Origin of the sequence: Faecalibacterium sp. IP-1-18 (genome assembly GCF_023347355.1) — a bacterium.
In the GTDB taxonomy this organism is placed as follows: Bacteria; Bacillota; Clostridia; order Oscillospirales; family Ruminococcaceae; genus Faecalibacterium; species Faecalibacterium prausnitzii.
The window spans coordinates 1,708,025-1,731,968 of record NZ_CP094472.1 but is presented as its reverse complement, the minus strand read 5'-3'; the positions used below and the strand labels follow the sequence as shown (position 1 = coordinate 1,731,968).

The window sequence follows — 23,944 nt, the reverse complement described above, 5'->3', positions numbered from 1 at the left end:
GCAATCTGTCCGTATTGCAAACCCTGCACCTATGGTGCAGACCCGACAGACCCGGTACTTCCTCGGGTCGGAATGCGTTGCCCTGCAAGGGGCTGCTGCCGGAAGAACAAAGGAGATCGAAACCTATGAAAACACGCATTATTACTGCGATCGTGGGCATTCTGGTACTCATCGGCGTGATGTTTACCTTCAACACCATGGTGTTCAATCTGGTGATCGCAGCCATTACCCTGATCGCCATCCACGAGATTTACAGCGCCCTCGGCTTTGAAAAAAAAGACTGGCTCATGTACGCAGTGCTGGTACCCTATACATTGCTGGTCATGCTTTCCAGCTATAGCGCCATGCGCAAGCTGGTCATGCCGATGTCCTTTGTGCTGGTCACCTTTTTTGCCATCTATCTGGTGGTGCGCAACGGCACCATCAGCTACCAGAAGGCCAGCGGTCTTTTGGTGTTTTCGGGCATCGTGATCTTCTGCTTCTACTCCTTCGTTCTGCTCAAGGAGCGTCTGCCAGTGGAAAAATTCGGCTATGACGCGGTTTTCTTCATCCTGCTCATCCTCTGCTTTGCATGGGGCGGCGATACCTGTGCCTATTTTGCAGGCCGCGCCTTCGGCAAGCATAAGCTGTGCCCGGTGGTCAGCCCCAAAAAGACGGTGGAGGGTGCCATCGGCGGCGTGCTGGGCACCATGGTGTTCGGCGTGGTCGCCACCCTCATCTACTCCATAGCGGCAAACCGCATGGAGGCCTTTACCCGCTCTAATATCGGCGTTTCCATGTATGTTATCATTGCGCTGCTGGGCTGTATCGCCGCTGTGCTGGGCATCTACGGCGACCTGTTTGCCAGCGTGGTCAAGCGCCAGTGCGGCATCAAGGACTACGGCACCATCTTCCCGGGGCACGGCGGCATTCTGGACCGCTTTGACAGCGTGATGTTCATCGCGCCCTTCGTGACCATGGTCATTACCGCCGTGTTCTACGCCTGATACAGGGGAGGAAACTATTATGTCTAAAAAAATTACGCTGCTGGGTTCTACCGGCTCCATCGGCACCCAGAGTCTGGATGTCATCCGCGCTCAAGGGTACGAGGTCTACGGCCTTTCTGCCCACAGCCATGTAGAAAAAATTTTGCAGCAGATCGAAGAGTTCCACCCGAAATACGTCTGCATGACCGACCCGGACGCCGCCGCAAAGCTGGACGCTGCGCTGGCAGGCCGGGCAAATGCGCCCAAGCTGCTCACCGGCCCGGAGGGGCTGAAAGAGCTGGCTGCGCTGGACGGCCCGGATGTGGTGCTGAACAGTGTGGTGGGCATTGCCGGCCTTGGTGCCAGCCTGTGCGCCATCGAAAGCGGCCATGACCTGGCACTGGCCAACAAGGAGAGCCTTGTCACCGGCGGTCATCTGGTCACGCAAGCTGTGGAAAAGCACGGCGTACAGCTGCTTCCAGTAGACAGCGAGCACTCCGCCATCTTCCAGTGTCTGCAGGATAAGGAAAGCGCCCCCAGTCTGACCAAAATTCTGCTCACGGCCTCCGGCGGCCCCTTTTTCGGCATGACCACCGAGCAGCTGCGCGGCAAGACCCGTGCAGACGCCCTCAAGCACCCAAACTGGAATATGGGCGCAAAGATCACCATCGACTCCGCCACCCTGATGAACAAGGGTCTGGAACTGATCGAGGCTGTATGGCTCTTCGGTCTGCCCCCGGAAAAAATCCAAATCGTGGTGCAGCGCCAGAGTATCGTCCACTCTGCGGTGCAGTTCAGCGATAATTCGATCATCGCGCAGCTGGGTGTGCCGGATATGCGTATCCCCATCCAGTACGCCTTGACCTACCCCAAGCGTGTGCCGGGCGTAGTGCCGGAGTTGGACTTTACCACCCTGAAGCTGCTCACCTTCGATGTGGCCGACGAAGAGACCTTCCGTTGCCTTGCCGCCTGCAAAAAGGCCATTCGCAAGGGCGGTCTTGGCCCCTGCGCCGCCAACGGTGCCAACGAGGAAGCCGTTAAGCTGTTCCTTGAGGACAAGATCGGCTTTTTGGATATCGGCCGCTTGGTGGAGGCTGTTGTGGACAGCGACAGCTTTGGCGGCGACTATACGCTGGCAGACGTGTACGAGTGCGACCGCATGGCGCGCGCATTCGTGCAGGCACACCTGTAACGCTTTATCAGAAATATACGCCCCGGCGCTGTTTTTGTAACGGTTCCGGGGCGGTATAGGAGAACGAATGTCATTTATTATCACCATCCTTGCCGCGCTGCTCGTGTTCAGTGCGGTGATCGCCATCCACGAGTTCGGGCATTTTACTGTGGCAAAGCTCTGCGGCATTCAGGTCAATGAGTTTTCCATCGGCATGGGGCCGGTGCTCTGGAAAAAGAATCATAAAGGCACCCAGTACAGTCTGCGCGCCCTGCCTGTGGGTGGCTTTGTAGCGCTGGAAGGGGAGGAAAGCCCCGAAAGCCAGCAGGCAGAAGCTGCCCATACTGTGCAGGAGCAGCCCGCCCCGGAGACGGAAGCGTCTGTGCAGCCCACCGGCGTCCCCTTGAACGAGGCGCCGGTTTGGCAGCGGGCACTGGTCATGGTAGCCGGTGCGGTCATGAATTTTGTGCTGGGCTTTGTGGTGCTGGTGGTTTTGATCGCCGCCCAGAATGAGCCCATCACCAGCAAGACCATCTACGCCATTCAGGACGGTGCCCTCTGCGGGCAGACCGGCCTGCAGGCGGGGGACAAGGTTCTGGCGGTGAACGGCCGCCGCTGCTTTGTGGCCAATGATATCCTGTACGAGCTGGTGCGCACCCAGTCTTACAGTGCGGATTTCACCGTACTGCGGGATGGCCAAAAGGTGCAGCTGCCGGGGGTGCAGTTCGACACATGGCAGGACGAACAGGGCGAGACCCACATGAGCATCGGTTTTTCCGTCTACGGGCTGGAAAAGACCCTTGGTAACGTGCTGCGGGAGGCGAGCAACAGCGTGCTGTATTACGGCCGCATCGTGTTCACCTCTCTTATTGACCTGCTGCGCGGGCGGGAGAGCATCAACAACCTCTCCGGCCCGGTGGGCATCGTGTCGGCCATCGGGCAGGCCGCCAGCTATGGCTGGCAGGACTTGCTGGAACTGCTGGCACTGATTACCGTCAACCTTGGCATCCTCAACCTGCTGCCCTTCCCGGCGCTGGACGGCGGCAAGGTAGTATTTTTGATCATTGAAGGCGTTACCGGCCATGCAGTGCCGGAAAAGCTGCAAAGCGTGCTCACCCTTGCAACCTTCGGGCTGCTGTTCGGGCTGATGATCTTTGCAACCTACAACGATATTCTCCGGCTTATTACCGGGACAGTATAAGAAAGGGGAACCCTTATGCGGCAGAAAAAACGTGAAGTGAAGATCGGCAATGTGACCATTGGCGGCAGCAACCCTATTGCGGTGCAGACCATGCTCAATGTGCCGGTGGAGGACATCGAGGGCAATGTGGCACAGGCTAAGCGGTGCGAAGCCGCTGGCTGTCAGATTTTGCGGGTGACCTGTCCCAGCCCGGCAGATGCAAAGTGCATCGAGGCCGTCAAAAACGCAGTGAACATCCCCATCGTGGCAGATATCCACTTTGACTATAAGGCTGCGCTGGCCTGCGCGGACGTAGGCGTAGATAAGATCCGCATCAACCCGGGCAATATCGGCGATGATGACCGGGTAAAGGCAGTGGTGGATGCCTGCCAGCAGAAGAATATCCCCATCCGCATCGGCGTCAACGGCGGCAGTCTGGAAAAGCACATTCTGGCCCGCTACGGCGCACCCACCCCGGAAGCTATGGTGGAAAGCGCTTTGTACCATGTGCGGCTGCTGGAAAAGTTCGATTTTAACAACATCGTTATCTCCATCAAAAACTCCAACGTGCCCCGCATGATGGAAGCCTACCGCCAGCTCAGCGCCGTCACCGACTACCCGCTCCATGTGGGCGTCACCGAGGCCGGTACCTACCAGATGGGTCTGCTGAAAAGCGGCATGGGCATCGGCGGGATGCTGCTGGAGGGCATCGGCGATACCATCCGCGTGTCGCTGGCTGCCGAGCCGGAAAAAGAGGTGGAGGCAGGCTTCAACATCCTGCGCGCCGTGGGCTTCCCGGTCACCGGACCGGAGGTCATCACCTGCCCCACCTGCGGACGCACCCAGTACCCCTGCACCGAGATCGCCAACGAGGTGGAAAAGCGGCTGCAGGGCTACAAAAAGTCCATCAAGGTGGCCGTGATGGGCTGCGTTGTCAATGGCCCCGGCGAAGCCCGCGAAGCTGATATCGGCATTGCGGGCGGCAAGGGCGAGGCTGTGCTGTTCATCCATGGCAAGCCCATCAAAAAGCTGACCGGCGATAACATTCTGGATCAGTTCATGGACGAGATCTATAAATTGTAAGCATTCTTTTCGCTACTGCCACACCCGCAAAAACGGGTGCGGCAGTTTGTGCTGTAAAGAACCCACCAAAAAGGAGTACCATTTGTGAAACCACTTGTTTCCCAGCTGTGGCCGCAGTTTATGGCGGACCCGGATTTTGCGGCCTGCTTCGGGCAGGTGATCGTGGAGCACGCCCGGATGCTGCGGCAGGACCGGCAGGTCGAGTTTACTCTGCGCAGCGCCGCCCCGCTGGATCAGAACCTCTGCGCCCGGCTACTGGCTTCCCTGCAGCCGGACTACGAGGGCTTTGAACTGAAGATCAAGAACCTGTTCGGCTATGCCATGCTGGACGAGCACGCTTTGCGCATCCTGCTGGAGGACATGAAGCGGGACGGTGTGCCCATCAACGGCTTTCTGGACAGGAGCAGCATTACCATCACCGGGCAGAACATCACGGTGGGGGTGTGCCACGGTACAAAGTTTTTGCAGGAGATGGGCTTTGAAGAACTGCTTGCAAAGCGCGTTGCCGAGCATACCGGCGTTACCCCCAAGGTGACGCTGCAAAGCGCAGTGACTGCGGCGGAGCAGCAGCAGATGGAGGAAAAGCTGGAGCGCAAGATCGCACCGCCGGTGGTCAAATTCGAGAAAAAGAACACCGCACCGTCTATCAAGGTGGAGGGGCTCAACCTTACCGACAAGCCGGTTACCATCTTCCACGGCAAAATGTTTACCCCCAAAAACCTTACTCCCCTCAAGGATCTGGGCGGCGAGGGCGGCAAGTGCATGATCTGGGGCGATGTGTTCTTTACCGAGGTCAAGGGCAACTACCGCAAGATCTACACCGTGTCTATCACCGACTATACCGGCTCGATCAACCTGAAAGTCCGTGCACAGGAAGGGGAGGACTGCTCCAAGTGGGAGGGCATTGGCAAGGGCAGCACGGTCATTGTGCGGGGCGACTGCTCCTACGATAAATACGAGCACGACTACATCGTGTACCCCTACGATGTGCTGATCGTGGAGCGCAAAAAGCGGGAGGATACTGCCCCGGAAAAGCGGGTGGAGCTGCATCTGCACACCAAGCTTTCCAGCATGGACGGCTTCTGCGACCCCGGCGGCATCGTCAAGCTGGCGCACCGCATGGGACACCCCGCCATTGCCATCACCGACCACGGCGTGTGTCAGGGCTATCCGGAAGCCATGCTGGCAGCCGATGACATCCACAAAAAAGACCCGGATTTCAAGCTCATCTACGGCTGCGAGGCCTATTTTGTGGACGACATGGTGCCCTGCGTTTACGGCGTAAAGGATCAGCCGCTGGACGGCGAGTTCTGCGTGTTTGACACCGAGACCACCGGTCTTGACCCCGGGGTAGAGTACCTTACCGAGATTGGCGCGGTCATCATCCGCAACGGCGAGGTGGTGGAGGAGTTCGATACCTTCGTCAAGCCCGGCAAGCCCATCACCCCCAAGATCACCGAGCTGACCGGCATCACCAACGAGATGGTAGCGGACGCCCCCAGCGAAAAGGAAGCGCTGGAAGCTTTTCTTGCCTTTGCGGGCGACCGCATTCTGGTGGGACACAACGTCCACGCCTTTGATATGCGCTTTCTGCGGGCAGCTGCCAAGCGCAGCGGCATCAAGCTGGAGCCTACCTATATCGACACTCTGACCATGGCACAGACCATGTACCCGGGTCTGCACAACTATAAACAGGGAACTATCAATAAGCATCTGGAACTGCCTGCCTACGAAGCGCACCGCGCCTGCGAGGACTCCGCTGCACTGGGACGCATCTTCTGCGTGATGCTGAACGACTTAGCGGAAAAAGAGGTAACGAAGGTCAGCGAAATCAACACCGGTCTTGGCGGCAACCGTGAGGTGCTGAAAAAGAAATACTACCACCTGATCATTCTGGTCAAAAACCAGATGGGTCTGAAGAACCTGTACAAAATCGTCAGCGAGGCACACGTCAACTACTTCTTCAAAAAGCCCCGCGTGCCCCGCAGTCTGCTGAACAAGTACCGGGACGGCCTGCTGCTCACCAGTGCCTGTGAGGCAGGCGAGCTGTACCGCGCCATCGTGGACGGCACCAGCTACGAGGAACTGAAAAAAATCGCCGCCTACTACGATATTCTTGAGATCCAGCCGCTGGGCAACAACGCCTATATGGTGCGGGACGGCAAGGTGGACAGCGAGGAACGGATCAAGGAGTTCAACCGCACCGTTATCAAGCTGGGTGATGATCTGCACAAACCGGTCATTGCCACCGGCGACGTGCACTTTACCGAGCCGGAGGATGCGATCTATCGCGCTGTATTACAGGCGGGCAACGGCTTTAAGGATGCCGACAATCAGCCGCCGCTGTTCTTCCGCACCACGCAGGATATGCTGGCGCAGTTCTACTATCTGCCCAAGGAAAAGGCCTACGAGGTGGTAGTAAAGAACCCCCGCAAGATCGCCGCCATGATCGACAACAACGTGCGCGCCATCCCCCGGGGCACCTACCCGCCCAGCATCGAGGGCGCAGAGCAGCAGCTCCGCGATGCCACGTGGGAGCACGCCAAGCGGGATTACGGAGACCCCTTGCCCGAGATCGTGGAAAAGCGGCTGCAAAAGGAACTGGACTCCATCTGCGGCCACGGCTACGCGGTTCTGTACGTCATTGCGGTCAAGCTGGTGGCCTACTCCAATGCGGGCGGCTATCAAGTGGGCAGCCGTGGCTCTGTCGGCTCCTCCGCTGTGGCGCACTTCTCCGGCATTTCGGAGGTAAACAGCCTGCCGCCCCACTACCGCTGCCCCAAGTGCAAGCACAGCGAGTTTATCACCGACGGCAGCGTGGATGATGGCTTTGACCTGCCGGACAAAAACTGCCCCCAGTGCGGCACCCGGATGCTGGTGGATGGACACGACATCCCCTTCGAGACCTTCCTGGGCTTCTACGGCGATAAGGAACCGGATATCGACCTGAACTTCTCCGGCGAGTACCAGTCCAACGTGCACCGCTATACCGAGGAGCTGTTCGGCAAGGCCAACGTGTTCAAGGCCGGCACGGTGTCCGGTATTCAGGATAAAACGGCCTACGGCTACGTTAAAAAATATCTGGACGAGCGGCAGCGCACCGTGAACCACGCCGAGGAAAACCGCCTGACGCTGGGCTGCACCGGTGTCAAGCGCACCACCGGCCAGCACCCCGGCGGCATGGTGGTCGTGCCGGACACCTACGAGATCTACGATTTTTGTCCCATCCAGCACCCGGCGGATGACGTGGCGGGCGGTCTGTTGACCACCCACTTCGAGTTTAAGTACCTACACGACACCCTGCTCAAGCTGGACGAACTGGGCCACGATATGCCCACTTTCTACAAGTATTTTGAGGAATACACCGGCATCCCGGTGGACAGCATCCCCATGAACGACCCCAAGGTGTACAGTCTGCTGACCAGTCCGGAAGCGCTTGGTGTGACCCCGGAACAGATCGACAGCCAGACCGGCACCTTCGGCATCCCGGAGATGGGCACGAACTTCGTGCGCGGAATGTTGGTGGAGGCACGGCCTAAGAATTTCTCCGAGCTGATCCAGATCTCCGGTCTGTCCCACGGCACGGACGTGTGGACGGGCAACGCGGACGAGCTGATCCGCAGCGGCACCTGCACCATTGCAGAGGTCATCGGCTGCCGTGACAGTATCATGCTGTACCTGCTGCGCAAGGGGCTGGAACCCAAGATGGCCTTTGATATCATGGAGGCCGTGCGTAAGGGCAAGGTGGCTAAGGGCGGCTTCCAGCCGGGCTGGGAGGAAGCCATGCGGGAGCACGAGGTACCGGACTGGTACATCGAGAGCTGCCGCAAAATCAAGTATATGTTCCCCAAGGCCCATGCTGTGGCCTATTTGATGAGCGCCATCCGGCTGATGTGGTACAAGATCTACAAGCCGCAGGCCTTCTATGCGGTGTACTTTACCGTGCGCGGCGACGATATCGACTACGAAGCCGCCATCGGCGGTGCTGCCGTGGCGCGTGCCCACATGGAGGCGGTCAAGCGCCGTCTGAAGGAGGAAAAGAACGCCAAGGATGAGGACGTGCTGGTCAGCTTGCAGCTGGTCAACGAGATGCTGAGCCGTGGGTACGAGTTTTTGCCCATCGAGCTGGGCAAGAGCCGCGGTTCCAAGTATGTGGTAGAGGACGACAAGGTGCGTCTGCCCTTCAGCGCCCTGAAAGGATTGGGCGGTGCCGCCGCCGAGGCACTGGAGCGGGTGACTATCCACGGAGAGGAATATATCTCGGTGGAGGAGCTGCAGCAGGCCTCCGGTGTGGGCAGCAGCATTCTGGACCGTCTGCGTCAGGTGGGCGCACTGGGCGACCTGCCCGAGAGCAGTCAGGTAAGCTTTTTCTGAGAAACAAAGGCCGTTGCACAGATTTTGTGCAGCGGCCTTTTATCAGGTCTGGACGATTTTGAATACCCGCCGCGTGTGCTTTGGGCATTTTCAGCGGAAAGGTTTTTATAATTTCCAAGTCTGGAAGTTCTGCGGAACTTCCAGACTTGCTTTTTCACCAGAAAAAGAGGCTGCCGCACGGAATACCATGCAACAGCCTCTTTATATTTTGCGATAATATCAGATCAGAGCAGGGAAGTGCTTACTCCACGCTGATCATATAGTAGTAAACGGGCTGGCCGCCGCGGATGTGGCTTACTTCCACATGGTTGGGGCACTTTGCCTTTACGATCTCGGTAACCTTTTCGGCGTCCTCGTCGCTCACGTCACAACCGGAAATGATGGTGACAAAGCTGGAATCCTTCTTGCACATATTGCGTGCCAGACGGTAGGTGGCCTTGGTGATATCGGTGGAGGTGGAAACGATCTTGCCGTTCTCCAGTGCCATGATCTCGCCCTTGCGGATGCGCTTGCCATCGTACTCGCTGTCGCGGGCGGCGTAGGTAATCAGACCGGTGGACACCTTGTCGGCAGCAGCCATCATGTTGATGGTGTTGGTCTCGGCATTCACAGAGGGGTCAAAGTTCAGCAGTGCGGTAATGCCCATGGGCACGGTGCGGGTGGGCAGCACCACCACCTGACGGTCCGCCAGCTTCTGTGCCTGCTCGGCAGCCATGATGATGTTCTTGTTGTTGGGCAGCACGAACACGGTCTTGGCGGGAACACTCTGGATGGCTGCCAGAATGTCCTCGGTGGAGGGGTTCATGGTCTGGCCGCCGGACACCACAGCGTCTGCTGCCAGATCGGTGAACACAGCCTTCAGACCCTCACCGGCGGCAACGGCCACAAAGCCGTAGTCACGGCTGGGGTCCACGGCAGCATAGATGAACTCACTGGCCTGAGAGGGAGCCTTCTCGGCAGAAGCCTGCTTTTCAAGGCTCTTGCCCTGCTTCTGGCGGGCGAGGAACTGCTCGTGCATATTCTCGATCTTGAAGTTGGTCAGGTAGCCGTACTTGATGGCCTCGCTCAGGATCTTGCCGGGGTCGGCAGTGTGAACGTGCAGGTTGATGACATCGTCATCCTCAATGCAGACCACGCTGTCGCCGTTGGACTCTGCAAAGGCACGCATCTTGGCGGCGCTGGCACCCTCGTACTTATTGATGAGGAACTGGGTGCAGTAGCCGTTGGTAATGTCTTCCACCTTCATCAGGTCGTCGGTGAACACGCCCTTACCGGCATTTTCAGTGGACAGCTTTGCCTTGTTGGGGGCAGCCTCACCACCAGCAATAATGCCCTCGCCGTGGAACACCTTGCCCATGCCCTCAAAGATGACCATGATGCCCTGACCGCCTGCGTCCACAACACCGGCTTTCTTCAGCACGGGCAGCAGGTTGGGGGTGTCCTCCAGTGCCTTCTGGCCGGCAGTCAGCACCACGTCCCACAGGGCGGGAACATCGGCGGCATCACTGGCAGCGGCTTCCTCAGAAGCAACGCGGGCAACGGTCAGAATGGTGCCCTCGGTGGGCTTCATCACGGCCTTGTAAGCGCCCTCGACACCCTTCTGCAGGGCAGCCACGATATCGGCAACGTCAGCCTCTTTTTTGCCCTCCAAAGCCTTGGAGAAGCCGCGGAACAGCAGGCTGGTGATAACGCCGGAGTTGCCGCGCGCACCGCGCAGCATGGCGGAAGCAGCAGTTTTGGCGGACTCGCCCACGGTGCAGCTGTCGTCCAGAGCCTCCAGCTCACGCACGGCAGCGCCCACGGTCATGCCCATGTTGGTGCCGGTGTCGCCATCCGGCACAGGGAAAACGTTCAGCTCGTCCACGCGGGAACGCTGGTTGTTGATGTTGTTGGCGCCGGAAATGATGGCGTCGCGCAGGATCTTACCAGAAATCATTGTTCTTACTCCTTAGTAGCTGGCCGGAAAATCCCGGCTCGGGTTTGCAGACAAATCAGGCGATGACGTCATCCACGGACACCACCACGCGGGCGACCTTCAGCCCGGTGGCCTGTTCTACCTCGTCCTTGACACGGTGGGAGATGCTGCGGGCGGCGGTGGAAATGTTCAGACCGTAGCTGACGGCAATGTGCAGCTCGATCACCAGACGCCCATTCTGCTGGGTCACGCGCACACCCTTTTCCGGGTAATCGGAACCGTATACCATGCTTTTCACAGCGTCAGTCATATCACGGGGAGCCATGGCAGCAACGCCGTAGCACTGTTTGGTGGCTTCACCCACCAGGGTGGAAAAATACCCATCAGTAAAGCTGACATTCCCAAGCGGGAAACGGGAAGTGATCATAGTCGCTCTGCTCCTTTATGTTATTTTTTATAAAAATACACGCAAGGGTCGGGGGCATTGGCTGTGCAAAACGAAACTTGCCTCAGATAAACACCCACCCTATTATACAACTTTGCACCGTGGTTGTACAGTTCAAATTGTTGGATTTACTGCTTTTTGCGCTCTTTTTGCATGGTTTTTGTAAAGAAAAAAGAGCAAATTCCTTCGACAGCCCTCGCGCCGCTTTGCGCAGCGGGCGTGGTATGCTGAAGGCAGGCTGTGCGGAACCCATCAAAACGGAAAGTATGACAAATAAAGAAAAACAATCTGTGAATAAATTATAAAAGCTTCCTTGTCTGGCTTTCTTTGCCTATGGAAAAGTGCTAAAATATAAATGAAAAGGAAAAGGGGCGGTCAGCCCCCTTTTTCCATGATACTTCCCGGAATACGCCGGACGCACGGCACATTACATAGCGCAGGCAGACCGTTCCAACGGGCATTGCCTGCAAAAAATGCGATAGGAGCTGTTGGCATGAACATTCTCTTTTTTCTTTCCCCAAAGCAGGATCTGATGTACGTTTACGATGACTTCACCCTCCGGCAGACACTGGAAAAGTGGGAAAACAACCGCTACGCCTCCATTCCGGTGCTGAACCGCAAGGGCGAATATGTGGGCACGTTGACCGAAGGCGATATCCTGTGGGGACTGAAAAAATACCATGGTCTGGATCTGGAAGCCGCCGAGGACATTCCCATCTCAGAGTTTGCGCATAAGCGGGACTACAAGGCCGTCACGGTGACCACCAGCATGGATGAACTGGTAGAAGCTGCCATGAGCCAGAACTTCGTCCCGGTGGTGGATGACCGGGGCATTTTCATCGGCATTGTGCGGCGGCAGGCCATCATCCGTTACTGCTACGATAAATCCCGCAAGATTGAAATGACCCGCACCGGCCGCCCTATAAAGGAGCTGGCTGGCGTACATTAAAAATACAAAACGAGGGCGCTGCACAGTAAAAGTGCAGCGCCCTCATTTTGTATTTATTATTACTTATTACGGATGTACTCGTCCATGGCCTTTGCAGCTGCCTTACCGGCACCCATGGCCTTGATGACGGTAGCAGCGCCGGTCACAGCGTCACCACCGGCGTACACGCCGTCACGGCTGGTCTTGCCCTCGTCGCCCTCGGTCACGATGCAGCCGTGCTTATTGGTCTCCAAACCCGGAGTGGTAGAGCGGATCAGCGGGTTGGGGCTGGTGCCTAGGCTCATGATCACGGTATCCACTTCCAGCTCAAACTCGCTGCCCTGCTTTTCAATGGGACGGCGGCGGCCGGAAGCATCCGGCTCACCCAGTTCCATCTCGATGCAGGTCATGGAGTGTACAAAGCCGTCCTCGTCCGGGTGGATGGCAACGGGGTTGCACAGGGTCTTGAAGATGATGCCCTCTTCCTCGGCGTGCTCCACCTCTTCCTTACGGGCGGGCAGCTCAGCCATGCCGCGGCGGTAGACGATGTACACGCTCTCGGCACCCAGACGCAGGGCGCTGCGGGCAGCGTCCATGGCCACATTGCCGCCGCCCACAACAGCGACCTTCTTGCCGGTGCGGATGGGGGTCTTGCTGGTGGGCAGGTAAGCTTTCATCAGATTGGAGCGGGTCAAAAACTCATTGGCAGAGTACACACCCTTCAGGCTCTCGCCGGGGATGTTCATGAAGCGGGGCAGACCGGCGCCGGAGCCTACGAACACAGCCTCGTAGCCGTACTCGCCCATCAGCTCGTCAATGGTCAGCACTTTGCCGATGACCATGTTGCACTCAAAATCCACGCCCATCTTCTTCAGGCCGTCGATCTCCTGCTGGACGATGGCCTTGGGCAGACGGAACTCAGGGATGCCGTACATCAGCACACCGCCTGCAACGTGCAGAGCCTCGTAAACGGTCACCTTGTAGCCCAGCTTTGCCAGATCACCGGCGGCGGTCAGGCCGGCAGGGCCAGCGCCGATGACGGCAACCTTATGGCCGTTCCATTCGGGTACGATGGGTGCGGTGTGCACGTTCTCGCGGTGCCAGTCGGCCACAAAGCGCTCCAGACGGCCAATAGCCACCGGCTCGTTCTTGATGCCGCGGGTGCACTTGCCCTCGCACTGGCTCTCCTGCGGGCAGACACGACCACAGACGGCAGGCAGGGAAGAGGAGCGGTTGATCACCTGATAGGCGGCCTCAAAGTCGCCCTCGGCCACATGGGCGATGAACTCCGGGATATCGATGCCCACGGGGCAGCCGGACTGGCAGGGCTTGTTCTTGCAGCCGATGCAGCGCTTGGCCTCGTTCACAGCCATCTCGGCGGTGTAGCCCAGAGCAACTTCCTTAAAGTTTTTGTTGCGGACGTTGGGGTCCTGCGTGGGCATGGGGCACTTTTTGGGATCCATATTGAAAGCCATTTTACATTCCCTCCTGAGTCTTGAACAGGTTGCAGGCTGCCTCACGGGCGTGTGCCTCAAACGGACGGTACATGGTGCCGCGCGCCATTGCCTCGTCAAAATCCACCAGATCGCCGTCAAAGTCCGGGCCGTCCACGCAGGCAAACTTGGTCTGACCGCCCACGGTTAGGCGGCAGCCGCCACACATGCCGGTGCCGTCGATCATAATGGGGTTCATGGAAACGATGCTCTTCAGGCCGTGCTTCTGGCAGGTCTTGACCACAAACTTCATCATGATCAGCGGGCCGATGGTGATGACCAGATCGTACTGGTTGCCGGCAGCCACCAGCTCGTCCAGTGCAGCGGTGACCACGCCCTTGGTGCCGTAGCTGCCGTCATCGGTCATGATGCGCAGCTCGTCGCTGCAGGCGTTGAACTCGTCCTCAAGAATCAGCAGATCCTTATTGCGGAAGCCGACTACGCTGTGCACCACGCAGCCCTGATCGTGCAGCTCCTTGGCAATGGGCAGTGCAATGGCGCAGCCTACGCCGCCGCCCACGACGCACACCTTCTTCAGACCCTCGGTCTCGGTGGCGCGGCCCAGCGGGCCGACAAAATCGTGGACACAATCGCCTGCATTCAGGCTATTCAGTTCCATGGTGGTACCGCCCACGATCTGGAAAATGATATCCACAGTGCCCTTTTCGCGGTCGTAACCGGCCACGGTCAGGGGGATACGCTCGCTGTCCTCAAACGGACGTACAATGATGAACTGACCCGGCTTTGCCTTTTTGGCGATCAGCGGGGCTTCGATGACCATCTTTGTCACGGTGGGGTTCAGCGCGACCTTTTCAGTGATCTTATACATTGCGTTAGCTCCTTTTTGCTGGCAATTCCTTTTTCTTTTCTATAAATGGAAGCTGCACCCGCGCGGGTGCAGCTTTCCGTTTGACAAAGCGTCCTCTTTATTATAATAGTTTGTGAAATAGAAAGCAACTGTATTTTGCTTGTGCACACAGCCGTGCGAAACGAGGTGAAAAGGGGGGATGTGGTGCTGCACACAAAATAAAAAGAACGTACCAGAGTTAAAAGACATTCTTTTTTGAAAAAATGTAATTTTGTGGTTGACAACTGCCGGAGTGTGCGGTATAATAACCAACGTCGCCGGACAACAGACCGGCAAAAACAAATGGAATGTGCGGCCGTAGCTCATCTGGTAGAGCGCCACCTTGCCAAGGTGGAGGTAGCGAGTTCGAGCCTCGTCGGCCGCTCCATATGTGGAAGTTTAGCTCAGCTGGGAGAGCATCTGCCTTACAAGCAGAGGGTCAGCGGTTCGAGCCCGTTAACTTCCACCATATGGCCCGGTAGCTCAGTTGGTTAGAGCACCAGCCTGTCACGCTGGGGGTCGTCGGTTCGAGCCCGATCCGGGTCGTATTTGCCTCTGTAGCTCAGTCGGTAGAGCAGGGGACTGAAAATCCCCGTGTCATTGGTTCGATTCCGATCGGAGGCACCACGTCGAAAATCCTGTCATTCATCGGGAAGTCTTGCAAGCAAGACTTCTGTGATGAATACCAGATTTTCTCCTTTTCCCCACAAAACTTTGCTTCGCAAATTTTTGTGGGGACCCCGCTTGAAATAAGAGTGGGAGGGTGCAGGGATAAATGCACCGGATATGCGGCCGTAGCTCATCTGGTAGAGCGCCACCTTGCCAAGGTGGAGGTAGCGAGTTCGAGCCTCGTCGGCCGCTCCAATACGAAGCCATCGTTGATGCAGAAATGCAAAAGCGATGGCTTTTTTGTTTTGTGTGGCAATGGTCGAAAATGTTCTCCGCTTGCCAAAGCAAAGAGCCGCTGTACAACACGATGCACGGCGGCTCTTCTTACAATATAAATATGGCACCGCCGCGCAGCGTCTTACATCACCATAGTAATAATGAGCGCACAAAGCGGCAGGGTGACGATGCTGAGCAGGGTAGTCAGCACCACGCTTCCGGCGGCAAAGTGCTCATCGTGGCCGAACTGCACCGCAAATACCGAGGTGATGGCGGCAGCCGGGCAGCATTCCAGCAGCGTGACCACCTGTGCAGCAGTGCCGTGGAAGCCCAGCACCCCGAACAGTGCCAGCGTAGCCGCCGGGATCAGCAGCATACGCACGGAGGCAAGCTTCCAGATGTGCTTGTCGGTCACGATGCTGCGCACGTCACCGGCAGCAATCAGCATACCGGTGATGAGCATGGACAGCGGGGTGTTCACCCCGGCCAGCAGCTCCAGCGGCTGGGTGATCAGGGCAGGCAGGGGAATCTGCAGCAGATAGATGCCCAGCCCCACCACAATGGCGTACAGCACCGGGGTGCGCACCAGACTGCGGGCAACCTCTTTTACGCTGGAACCGCCGCTGACAAGGCCATAACCCAGCGTCCACAGCAGAATGTTGAACACGGTGACGTAGGCACTGGCATACAGAAGACCTTCGGAGCCGAACAGCGCCGAAATAAGCGGGAAGCCCATGTACGCTGCGTTGGAAAAAATGCAGGCAAACCGGAAAATGGGCATCCGGCTGCCGGTCTTGTGTGCCGTGAGCAGCAGGGTGATCACGGTGCCCAGCAGCACGGACAGGACACTCATGCCAAAAGCCGCCAGCAGATTATGCAGGATCTGGGTGCTGAACTCCATGCGGTAAGAGTTTACCACCATGGCCGGTACGATGATGTACACCAGCAGATTGGAAAGCGCCTGTTTGTTTTCCAGCTTGAGCACGCCGGTTTTGACCGCCACCATGCCTGTGCCGATCAGCAGGAACAAGACCGCGACCTGCTGCGCGGTGATGAGAGCCAGTTCCATAAAATTTCCTCCTCTGGGTCGTAACGCGTATACCACGAAAGATACAACACAGATATAGCACAAAACCCTGCGGATAGCAAGGCTAAACGCAGGGTTTTGCAAGATTTTGCAGTTACGGCTTACAAAATGACATTTTTGATCAGCAGGGAAATGCTGCCGTCATCGGCGTGCAGGAATTCTACCTCCGATTCGGCGTTCAATAACTCCGTGGGGATCTTTACCTCGATGCCGTTGGCGGTGCGCAGGCTGCGGCTCTCCATCCGGCGGATGCGGGCGGGGGTCACGGTCACCGGCTGGGCGGCGCTGTCAAGGACATCGCTCTTTTCTACATAGTCGTCAAAGGGCACGGCGGCGAGAGGATATTCCTCTTCCAGCTGCTGGCGCACCTGCTGGATGGACACCTGATTGTCGTTGTCGGCGGCCTGATTGGCGATCATCATGGCCACCTGTGCCTCCACATGGGGCGTCTCGGCGTAGTTCTCCTGCACAGCCTGCACGGCGGCTTCCTGAATGGCCTGCAGTTTTTTCTTTTCCGGCTGGGCGGTGGTGTACTGGAACACCACGGTGGAAAGATAAAACTCCTTGTGACCGTCAATATCGTACTTCTTTTCCAGCAGCCGCATGGAGTAATCGGTCAGGTCAACCAGTGCACCCTCCTCCACCTTGCCGCTCTGGGTAGGCAGGCAGGCGCGCTGCTGGATGATGGAGTTCACCGGGGCACCCTCTACGGTTTCCGTATAGTGGGTGTAGCCGTTTTTGTAGTTCAGCTTCAGAATGCCCAGCCAAGGCGCGCCGTCCCGGGTAAAATCCACCACGGCAAGGTCTGCCCCGGGGATGGTGGTGTGGGCGTGCATATAGTCGAACAGCACCCCGGCAATGCGGCAGGAAAGATCCACAAAGTCCTGATTGTGCTCCAGCTCATTTTTAAAGGCTGAATCCGGCAGCGGGCGGCACTGGCGGATGTCGTCGCTGGCCAGCAGCTTTTCAATGTGATTTTGCAGGTAGGCGTTTTTTTCGGCGGTCAGCTCCATGGGCCCGCCGCTGAGCACCGGCGCATCCATGGTGGTATCCAGAACGTGCAGAATGGCCTGATGAATGATGATCTCCATTGTTGCTCCTCATTTCGTGACGTAGTGTTTGCGCCCAGTATAGCACAACCGCCGGAAAAAGGCGAGAGCCGCCGGGGTATTTTACGGATTCTACAATTTACAAATCCCGCCAAAAGGGCTATACTTATAATATCTGTGCAAAAGGAGGTGGAATTGGTGGACGAGCAGTTGGAACAGATTGAAGGCGTCGTGGAGGATATCATCTACGAGAACGAGGATAACGGCTATGTGGTGTTCGAAATCTCCGGCGGCGGGGTGCTCACGGTGGTCTGCGGCATCGTAGGCGAGCTACACGCAGGGGAAAGCGTCATCTGCCGCGGCCGATACGAAAACCACGCCACCTATGGCCGCCAGTTCCACGCGCAGGAATGCGAAACCGATATGCCCAAGGATCTGGAAGCGGTGTACGCCTTTCTGGCCAGCCGCTCCCTGCCATATATCGGGGCAAAAACTGCGGATAAGATCATTGATATGTTTGGTGCCGAGGCGCTGGAGGTCATCGCCAACGACCCCGCCCGGCTGACCAAGATCCCGGGTATCTCGCCGGATAAAGCCGATCGCATCCAGCAGGAGTTCAAGCGGATGTTCGGCATGCGGGAGCTCATCGCCTATCTGGCGCAGTTCGAGATCAGCCCCCGCAAGGCCATGGAGGTGTTCAAGGCCTTTGGCGTGGGGGCGATGCAGGCCATCGCGTCAAACCCCTATCTGCTGTGCGGCGAGCCGCTGCAGCTGGACTTCCGCCATGCGGACAGCATCGCCCAGTATTACCACATGGAAGGGGACTGTGCCCAGCGGCTGGAGGCTGCCCTGCTGCGCACTTTGCGCCATAATGCGGGCAACGGCCACACCTGTCTGCCCCGGGCACAGCTGCTGACGACCGCCTCCAACTTCATCCATCAGCCGCCGGAAAAGCTGGCCCGTGCACTGGATCACTGCATCGAAACGGAAGAACTGGCCGTGAAAATGTTCGATGCCGTGCCCTATATCTACTTGCCGGATTTGCTGGCTGCGGAGCAGGACATTGCCGACCGGCTGAATCTGCTGGCAAAGCGCGGCAAAAATACCGTGCGGGAGCTGGATAAAAACATTCAGATCTTAGAGCTGACCCAAGGGTTTGCCTATGCTCCTCTGCAAAGGGAAGCCATCCGCAAGGCTATGACCGAGAACTGCCTTGTGCTCACCGGCGGCCCCGGCACCGGCAAGACCACCACCGTCAACGCCATTTTGCAGTTGCTGGAAAATCAGGCCGAGCGGGTAGCCCTGTGCGCCCCCACCGGACGCGCTGCCAAGCGGCTCAGCGAGCTGACCGGCCGCAAGGCCAGCACCATCCACCGTCTGTTGGAGGTGGACTACACCGGCGGCGTGGTCAGCTTTATCCACAACGACAAAAATCTGCTCAAGTGTGACGTGGTCATTCTGGATGAGATGAGCATGGTGGACGTCAAGCTGTTTCAGGCACTCATTGCGGCACTGCGCTACACCTGCCGTATTATTATGGTAGGCGATGCCGACCAGCTGCCCAGCGTAGGCGCGGGCAACATCCTCAGCGAGGTCATCCGCTCCGGCTGCGTGCCAACTGTCTGCCTGAACGAGATCTTCCGGCAGGCAAAACGCAGTCTCATCGTGGAAAACGCGCACCATATCATCTCCGGCGAGCCGCTGCAAAAGGGCAGCAAGACCGACGACTTCTTCTTCCTGGAAACGGACGGCGAGGCTGCGCAGCGTCTGGTGTGCGACCTTGTTACCACCCGGTTGCCCCGGAGCTACGGCTTTGACCCCATCCGGGATATTCAGGTGCTGTGTCCCACAAAGCTTGGCCCTACCGGCACGCAGGCGCTGAACGTGGAGCTGCAAAACCTGCTCAACCCGCCCCAGAAAGGCAAGCCCCAGCTGCAAAGCGCCGCCCGGGTGTTCCGGGTGGGGGACAAGGTGATGCAGGTGCGTAACAACTACGAGATCGTCTGGAACCGCATCGGCGGTGAGCAGGGCGTAGGTGCCTACAACGGCGATATCGGTATCGTGGAAAGCATCAACCTGCGGGAGCGCTCCATGGTGGTGCGTATGGACGACCGGCGGCTGCTCTACCCGGCAGAAAACCTGAACGAACTGGAGATCGCCTACGCCATCACGGTGCACAAAAGTCAGGGCAGTGAGTTCCCGGCGGTGATCCTGCCGGTGGCACAGGTGCCGCCAAGGCTGTGCTACCGCAACTTGTTCTACACCGGTGTCACCCGCGCGCGCAGGCTGTGCGTTGTGGCGGGCCGCAGGGACGTGGTGAACAGCATGATGAGCAACATCCGGCAGAATCTGCGTTACAGCGGCCTGTGCGCTCTGCTGCAGGCCGGACAGCCGTCGGAGCAGCTCAGCACAGAAGGGGAAAGCCCCTGATAAAACCGCGCAGAACAGCGGCAAAGCTTGTATACTTTTTGCCGCAACTATGTTATACTAAAGCAGTCTTTGTTTTTTGCCCGCCGCTGCGGGCGTTACATACATGATAGAGGAACGCAGAGAAAGGATTCAGGCAATTATGGCACAGAATGATATCGGCATCGACCTTGGTACTACTACCATCATCATCGCGCAGGAGGGCAAGGGCGTAGTGCTCAACCAGCCCAGCGTTGTGGCAATGGATACCCGCAAGAACACCGTGTTGGAGGCCGGCGACAAGGCACTGGCCATGGTGGGACGCACGCCCAACTATATCTCCGCCATCTTCCCGCTGAAGGATGGCGTCATCAGCGACCACACCATGACCCGGGAGCTGATCTGCCGCTTTGTCAAGCAGGTGTACAGCTCCCACATGGTCAAGCCCCGGGTGGCAGTGTGCGTGCCCGCCGCCATTACCGGCATTGAGAGCGATGCCGTGGTGGAGGCTGTGGTGGCAGCCGGTGCCCGTCAGGTGTACCTGATCGATGAGCCCATTGCCGCTGCTCTCGGCTCCGGCATCGACATCACCCTGCCGGACGGCCGTATGATCATTGATATCGGCGGCGGCACCACGGATATCGCCGTGCTGAGCCTTGGCGGCAAGGTCAAGGCCACCAGTGTGCGCGTGGCCGGTAACCACTATGATGAGGAGATTCTCAAGCACGTCCGCAACAAATACAGCATCGCCATCGGCCAGCGCACCGCCGAGGAACTGAAAAAGCACGTTGCCTGCTGCCCCCAAAAGACCGATTTCCACGAGAGCATGGAGATCAAGGGTCGCAGCCTGCTTACCGGTCTGCCGGTGCGCGTGACCGTTTCCACCGATGATCTGTACGAGCCGGTGATGATGCTCAGCGAGCAGATCGGCACCGCAGCCCATCAGGTGCTGGAAAAGACCCCGCCCGAACTGGCAGGTGATATCTACCGTAACGGCGTTATGCTGACCGGCGGCGGTGCCCAGCTGCACGGCCTGACCGAATATCTGAGCCAGGAACTAAAGGTGGAGGTCACCGTCTCGCCAGACCCCGTAAACTGTGTTGCACTGGGCACGGCACAGAGCCTTTCCATCGGTGATAAGCTGGAAACCGGCTTTACGGATGCCACCCCGCGCATCGGCCGCCGCTAAGCTTGGTTCGTTTTGTCCATGTCATATCACAAAGCAGCAAAAATAAAATTTGTTAATTTTTGTTGAAATGAATGGCAAAATACGGTATACTATACCCAAATTGATTTTCTGCTAACGATGTTGTATCGCTTGCAGTATCCAACAAACAGGAGGAAAAACCATGGACTTAGGTTTCGATGTGGTCGTTACCATTACTGGTATCGTGCTGGTGTTCCTGATCCTCGTGCTGCTGATGGCTATCATCACGCTGGAGGGCAAGATCTTCGACTCGATGAATGCCAAGAAGAAGGCCGCCAAGACTGCTGCACAGGCACCTGCCGCAAAGCCCGCTGCCGCTCCGGTACAGCAGGCTGCGCCTGCTCCTCAGGTAGAGGAGGGCATCCCCGGTGATGTGGTGGCCGCCATTATGGCTGCTATCCATGCAATGGGCAACGGCAAGTACACCCTTAAGGCAGTGCGTCGTGGCAAAAATGGCTGGGGCAAGGCCGGCGTGAACGACACCACGGCCCCGTTTTAACACAGGAGGAAGAGCATGACACAGTTTATTGATACTCTGGTCGGTATTTTCCAAAGTTCCGGCTTTGCACAGTTTGGCCAGCCCGGCGGCTGGCTGTACGCCGTGATGATCTGCGTGGGCTGCTTTCTGCTGTACCTCGCCATCGTCAAGGAGTTCGAACCCCTGATCCTGCTGCCCATGGCCTTTGGTATGATCCTTGCCAACCTCCCCGGCAGCGGCATCATCCACATGCAGTACTTCGTTGGTGACGGTCTGGAGCACCCCATGTGGGTCGAGATCCTGAACAACGGCGGTCTGGCCGATATGCTCTACATGGGTGTTAAGCTGGGCATCTACCCGCCGCTGATCTTCCTCGGTATCGGCACCATGACCGACTTTGCACCCCTGATCTCCAACCCCAAGAGCCTGCTGCTGGGCGCTGCCGCACAGTTCGGTATCTTCGGTACTTACATGGGCGCCCGTCTGCTGGCCGCTACCGGTCTGGTGGACTTCACCCAGAAGCAGTCCGCTGCCATCTCCATCATCGGCGGTGCCGACGGCCCGACCGCTATCTTCGTTACCTCCCGTCTGGCACCTGAGCTGCTGGGCAGCATCGCTGTGGCAGCGTACAGCTACATGGCACTGGTGCCCGTTATTCAGCCGCCCATCATGAAGGCATTGACCACCTCCAAGGAGCGCTCTGTGGTCATGAAGCAGCTGCGCACCGTCTCCAAGACCGAGAGGATCATCTTCCCCATTATGGTCGCTATCATCGTTTCCCTCATCGTGCCGGATGCCGCCGTTCTGGTCGGTATGCTGATGCTGGGCAACCTGATGAAGGAGTGCGGCGTTGTGGATCGTATCCAGAAGACCGCCGGTAATGAGCTGATGAACATCATCACCATCTTCCTGGCTCTGTCTGTGGGCTGCACCACCAGTGCAAACACCTTCCTGAACACCCGCACTCTGTTCATCATCGTGCTGGGTCTGATCGCCTTCTCCTTCGGCACCGCAGCCGGTGTGCTGTGTGGCAAGGTCATGTACAAGCTGACCGGCGGTCAGGTGAACCCCCTGATCGGTTCTGCCGGCGTTTCCGCCGTGCCTATGGCCGCTCGTGTTTCCCAGAAGGTCGGCCAGAGCGAGAACCCCTCCAACTTCCTGCTGATGCACGCCATGGGCCCCAACGTGGCCGGCGTTATCGGTTCTGCCGTTGCTGCTGGTATCCTGATCAACATCTTCGGCTAAGCAAAACCTGAAACACTATCTCAAGAGCCATCGCACAGCCTTGTGCGGTGGCTCTTTTTGTGCAGGACGATTTCAAATGGCCTCCGCTGCGCTTTGGCCATATTCAGCGGAATTATGATTTATTATTTTGGGATAACGGAGCGTCTGCGGATGCTCCGTCATCCCATTTTCACGGGAGAGGACGTAAGAGGTTACAGCAGCCGTTTCCAGTTACGACCCCTTCTGTGAAAAAGAGGTTCTGAAACGCCCGCAGGCGTTTCAGAATCTCAAATATTAAAATATACTTTCCTTGAACAATGGCCAGAGCGGCAGCGGAGGCCATTCAAAATCGTGTTAGCATTAGTTTTTTCCTGTTTGTGTTTGGCTGCTGCTTGTGCTATCATAGAGAAAAACAGGGCGCAAAACACCCCAAAACAGGAGGGAGCCGTTATGGAAAAAATCAAGCTTGAGGTTGCAGGTGTCCCGGCTGTCCTGTACGGCAAGCGCAGCCGTAAGGTCTATCTCTATGTCTATGGCAAAAACGGCAGCGCAGCCGAGGCTGCCCGCTTTGCCCGTACAGCCTGCCCGGCAGGCTGGCAGGTGCTGGCTGTCGACCTGCCGGAGCACGGCACCCGAAAAAACAGCCTGGAAAAGCTGGTGCCGTGGGTGGTCACCCGGGAACTGCAAACGGTCTATGCCCGGATGCAGCCGGTGTGGAAGCATATCCGAGTGTATGGGGTCAGCATCGGGGCGTGGTTTGCTATGCAGGCGTTGCAGACGCAAAAACCGGAGAAGGCGCTGCTTGTCTCCCCGGTGGTGGATATGGAAAAGCTGATCCTTGCCCTGATGCAGCAGGCAGGGGTAACGGAGGAGCAGCTGCGCGCGGCAGGGGAGATCCCCACAGACTTTGGGGAGACGCTTTCGTGGCCGTATCTGTGCTGGGTGCGGGAGCACCCGCTGCACTGGAAAGTGCCTACACAGGTGCTCTATGCTGATACAGACCCCCTTACCGGGCACACCGCCATGGAGCAGTTCCGGCAGCAGACCAGGGCGCACCTGACCATTCTGGAGGGCGGGGAACACTGGTTCCATACTGAGACCCAGCTGGCCGCTCTGCAAAGCTGGGAAAGCTGTCATTTATAATAGGCCGTTTCTCTTTTCCTCAGTCTGTGAAAATGTAAGCCCGGAAAATCCGCAGATTTTCCGG

General features: G+C 57.7%; 17 protein-coding genes and 5 tRNA genes. 16 read left to right on the top strand and 6 right to left on the bottom strand.

What is annotated here, in order from left to right; translation table 11 throughout:
* Window positions 1–125 precede the first annotated feature (125 nt).
* From MTP43_RS08205 to MTP43_RS08185, 5 genes are all read left to right on the top strand, one after another.
* The gene (locus MTP43_RS08205) at window positions 126–986 is read left to right on the top strand and encodes a phosphatidate cytidylyltransferase (RefSeq protein ID WP_005923921.1); all 861 of its coding nucleotides are present in this window, start codon (window positions 126–128) and stop codon (window positions 984–986) included.
* A 19-nt stretch (window positions 987–1,005) separates the two neighbouring features.
* Window positions 1,006–2,157 carry a 1-deoxy-D-xylulose-5-phosphate reductoisomerase gene (gene dxr / locus MTP43_RS08200; protein ID WP_015538102.1) on the top strand — a complete coding sequence of 384 codons (1,152 nt, stop codon included), beginning with the start codon at window positions 1,006–1,008 and terminating at the stop codon, window positions 2,155–2,157.
* A 67-nt stretch (window positions 2,158–2,224) separates the two neighbouring features.
* Window positions 2,225–3,337 carry a M50 family metallopeptidase gene (locus MTP43_RS08195; RefSeq protein ID WP_015538103.1) on the top strand — a complete coding sequence of 371 codons (1,113 nt, stop codon included), beginning with the start codon at window positions 2,225–2,227 and terminating at the stop codon, window positions 3,335–3,337.
* Window positions 3,338–3,352: 15 nt separating this feature from the next.
* On the top strand, window positions 3,353–4,399 hold the full coding sequence (gene ispG / locus MTP43_RS08190; protein ID WP_005923929.1) for a flavodoxin-dependent (E)-4-hydroxy-3-methylbut-2-enyl-diphosphate synthase: 1,047 nt from the start codon (window positions 3,353–3,355) through the stop codon (window positions 4,397–4,399).
* 120 nt (window positions 4,400–4,519) lie between these two features.
* Entirely contained in the window at window positions 4,520–8,773 is a 4,254-nt protein-coding gene (locus MTP43_RS08185) for a PolC-type DNA polymerase III (protein WP_113621667.1), read from the top strand.
* A 241-nt stretch (window positions 8,774–9,014) separates the two neighbouring features.
* Here the strand turns inward: MTP43_RS08185 and MTP43_RS08180 are convergent, their stop codons facing one another.
* On the bottom strand, window positions 9,015–10,709 hold the full coding sequence (locus tag MTP43_RS08180; protein ID WP_015538104.1) for a DAK2 domain-containing protein: 1,695 nt from the start codon (window positions 10,707–10,709) through the stop codon (window positions 9,015–9,017).
* Window positions 10,710–10,764: 55 nt separating this feature from the next.
* Window positions 10,765–11,115 (bottom strand): Asp23/Gls24 family envelope stress response protein, encoded by a 351-nt coding sequence (locus tag MTP43_RS08175; RefSeq protein WP_005923940.1) that lies wholly within the window; start codon window positions 11,113–11,115, stop codon window positions 10,765–10,767.
* Window positions 11,116–11,626: 511 nt separating this feature from the next.
* Between MTP43_RS08175 and MTP43_RS08170 the strand changes: the two genes are divergently transcribed.
* A complete protein-coding gene (locus MTP43_RS08170) occupies window positions 11,627–12,082 on the top strand; it encodes a CBS domain-containing protein (protein WP_097783642.1) in 456 nt (151 codons plus the stop codon).
* Window positions 12,083–12,141: 59 nt separating this feature from the next.
* Here MTP43_RS08170 and gltA read toward each other — a convergent pair whose 3' ends face one another.
* The gene (gene gltA, locus MTP43_RS08165) at window positions 12,142–13,536 is read right to left on the bottom strand and encodes an NADPH-dependent glutamate synthase (protein ID WP_097783643.1); all 1,395 of its coding nucleotides are present in this window, start codon (window positions 13,534–13,536) and stop codon (window positions 12,142–12,144) included.
* 1 nt (window position 13,537) lies between these two features.
* On the bottom strand, window positions 13,538–14,383 hold the full coding sequence (locus tag MTP43_RS08160; RefSeq protein ID WP_005923953.1) for a sulfide/dihydroorotate dehydrogenase-like FAD/NAD-binding protein: 846 nt from the start codon (window positions 14,381–14,383) through the stop codon (window positions 13,538–13,540).
* Window positions 14,384–14,713: 330 nt separating this feature from the next.
* Between MTP43_RS08160 and MTP43_RS08155 the strand changes: the two genes are divergently transcribed.
* The 5 genes from MTP43_RS08155 (at window position 14,714) to MTP43_RS08135 (ending at window position 15,265) form a co-directional block, all read left to right on the top strand.
* Window positions 14,714–14,789, top strand: a tRNA-Gly gene (locus MTP43_RS08155).
* Between the two features lie 5 nt (window positions 14,790–14,794).
* Window positions 14,795–14,870 (top strand) — tRNA-Val (locus MTP43_RS08150).
* Window positions 14,871–14,873: 3 nt separating this feature from the next.
* Window positions 14,874–14,947, top strand: a tRNA-Asp gene (locus MTP43_RS08145).
* A 5-nt stretch (window positions 14,948–14,952) separates the two neighbouring features.
* Window positions 14,953–15,028 (top strand) — tRNA-Phe (locus MTP43_RS08140).
* A 161-nt stretch (window positions 15,029–15,189) separates the two neighbouring features.
* A tRNA-Gly gene (locus MTP43_RS08135) sits at window positions 15,190–15,265 on the top strand.
* 163 nt (window positions 15,266–15,428) lie between these two features.
* Here the strand turns inward: MTP43_RS08135 and MTP43_RS08130 are convergent.
* Both MTP43_RS08130 and MTP43_RS08125 read right to left on the bottom strand, forming a co-directional pair.
* A complete protein-coding gene (locus MTP43_RS08130) occupies window positions 15,429–16,355 on the bottom strand; it encodes an AEC family transporter (protein ID WP_005923961.1) in 927 nt (308 codons plus the stop codon).
* 119 nt (window positions 16,356–16,474) lie between these two features.
* A complete protein-coding gene (locus tag MTP43_RS08125) occupies window positions 16,475–17,464 on the bottom strand; it encodes a nucleoid-associated protein (protein WP_005923963.1) in 990 nt (329 codons plus the stop codon).
* A gap of 156 nt (window positions 17,465–17,620) precedes the next feature.
* Between MTP43_RS08125 and recD2 the strand changes: the two genes are divergently transcribed.
* The 5 genes from recD2 to MTP43_RS08100 all read left to right on the top strand — a co-directional run bounded on the left by recD2 (window position 17,621) and on the right by MTP43_RS08100 (window position 23,880).
* Window positions 17,621–19,852 (top strand): SF1B family DNA helicase RecD2, encoded by a 2,232-nt coding sequence (recD2, locus tag MTP43_RS08120; RefSeq protein ID WP_242993090.1) that lies wholly within the window; start codon window positions 17,621–17,623, stop codon window positions 19,850–19,852.
* 139 nt (window positions 19,853–19,991) lie between these two features.
* Window positions 19,992–21,017 (top strand): rod shape-determining protein, encoded by a 1,026-nt coding sequence (locus tag MTP43_RS08115; protein WP_015538108.1) that lies wholly within the window; start codon window positions 19,992–19,994, stop codon window positions 21,015–21,017.
* A 160-nt stretch (window positions 21,018–21,177) separates the two neighbouring features.
* Window positions 21,178–21,534, top strand: coding sequence for an OadG family transporter subunit (locus MTP43_RS08110; protein ID WP_005923971.1), 357 nt, complete (start codon window positions 21,178–21,180; stop codon window positions 21,532–21,534).
* A 15-nt stretch (window positions 21,535–21,549) separates the two neighbouring features.
* Window positions 21,550–22,758, top strand: coding sequence for a sodium ion-translocating decarboxylase subunit beta (locus tag MTP43_RS08105; protein ID WP_005923974.1), 1,209 nt, complete (start codon window positions 21,550–21,552; stop codon window positions 22,756–22,758).
* 429 nt (window positions 22,759–23,187) lie between these two features.
* Window positions 23,188–23,880 carry an alpha/beta hydrolase gene (locus MTP43_RS08100; RefSeq protein ID WP_113621106.1) on the top strand — a complete coding sequence of 231 codons (693 nt, stop codon included), beginning with the start codon at window positions 23,188–23,190 and terminating at the stop codon, window positions 23,878–23,880.
* The last annotated feature ends 64 nt before the right edge of the window (window positions 23,881–23,944 follow it).

Excerpts from the sequence above, each read along its gene's own strand:
- MTP43_RS08205 (WP_005923921.1), top strand. The coding sequence starts at position 126 with ATGAAAACACGCATTATTACTGCGATCGTGGGCATTCTGGTACTCATC.
- dxr (WP_015538102.1), top strand. The coding sequence starts at position 1,006 with ATGTCTAAAAAAATTACGCTGCTGGGTTCTACCGGCTCCATCGGCACC.
- MTP43_RS08195 (WP_015538103.1), top strand. The coding sequence starts at position 2,225 with ATGTCATTTATTATCACCATCCTTGCCGCGCTGCTCGTGTTCAGTGCG.
- ispG (WP_005923929.1), top strand. The coding sequence starts at position 3,353 with ATGCGGCAGAAAAAACGTGAAGTGAAGATCGGCAATGTGACCATTGGC.
- MTP43_RS08185 (WP_113621667.1), top strand. The coding sequence starts at position 4,520 with ATGGCGGACCCGGATTTTGCGGCCTGCTTCGGGCAGGTGATCGTGGAG.
- MTP43_RS08180 (WP_015538104.1), bottom strand. The coding sequence starts at position 10,709 with ATGATTTCTGGTAAGATCCTGCGCGACGCCATCATTTCCGGCGCCAAC.
- MTP43_RS08175 (WP_005923940.1), bottom strand. The coding sequence starts at position 11,115 with ATGATCACTTCCCGTTTCCCGCTTGGGAATGTCAGCTTTACTGATGGG.
- MTP43_RS08170 (WP_097783642.1), top strand. The coding sequence starts at position 11,627 with ATGAACATTCTCTTTTTTCTTTCCCCAAAGCAGGATCTGATGTACGTT.
- gltA (WP_097783643.1), bottom strand. The coding sequence starts at position 13,536 with ATGGCTTTCAATATGGATCCCAAAAAGTGCCCCATGCCCACGCAGGAC.
- MTP43_RS08160 (WP_005923953.1), bottom strand. The coding sequence starts at position 14,383 with ATGTATAAGATCACTGAAAAGGTCGCGCTGAACCCCACCGTGACAAAG.
- MTP43_RS08130 (WP_005923961.1), bottom strand. The coding sequence starts at position 16,355 with ATGGAACTGGCTCTCATCACCGCGCAGCAGGTCGCGGTCTTGTTCCTG.
- MTP43_RS08125 (WP_005923963.1), bottom strand. The coding sequence starts at position 17,464 with ATGGAGATCATCATTCATCAGGCCATTCTGCACGTTCTGGATACCACC.
- MTP43_RS08115 (WP_015538108.1), top strand. The coding sequence starts at position 19,992 with ATGGCACAGAATGATATCGGCATCGACCTTGGTACTACTACCATCATC.
- MTP43_RS08110 (WP_005923971.1), top strand. The coding sequence starts at position 21,178 with ATGGACTTAGGTTTCGATGTGGTCGTTACCATTACTGGTATCGTGCTG.
- MTP43_RS08105 (WP_005923974.1), top strand. The coding sequence starts at position 21,550 with ATGACACAGTTTATTGATACTCTGGTCGGTATTTTCCAAAGTTCCGGC.
- MTP43_RS08100 (WP_113621106.1), top strand. The coding sequence starts at position 23,188 with ATGGAAAAAATCAAGCTTGAGGTTGCAGGTGTCCCGGCTGTCCTGTAC.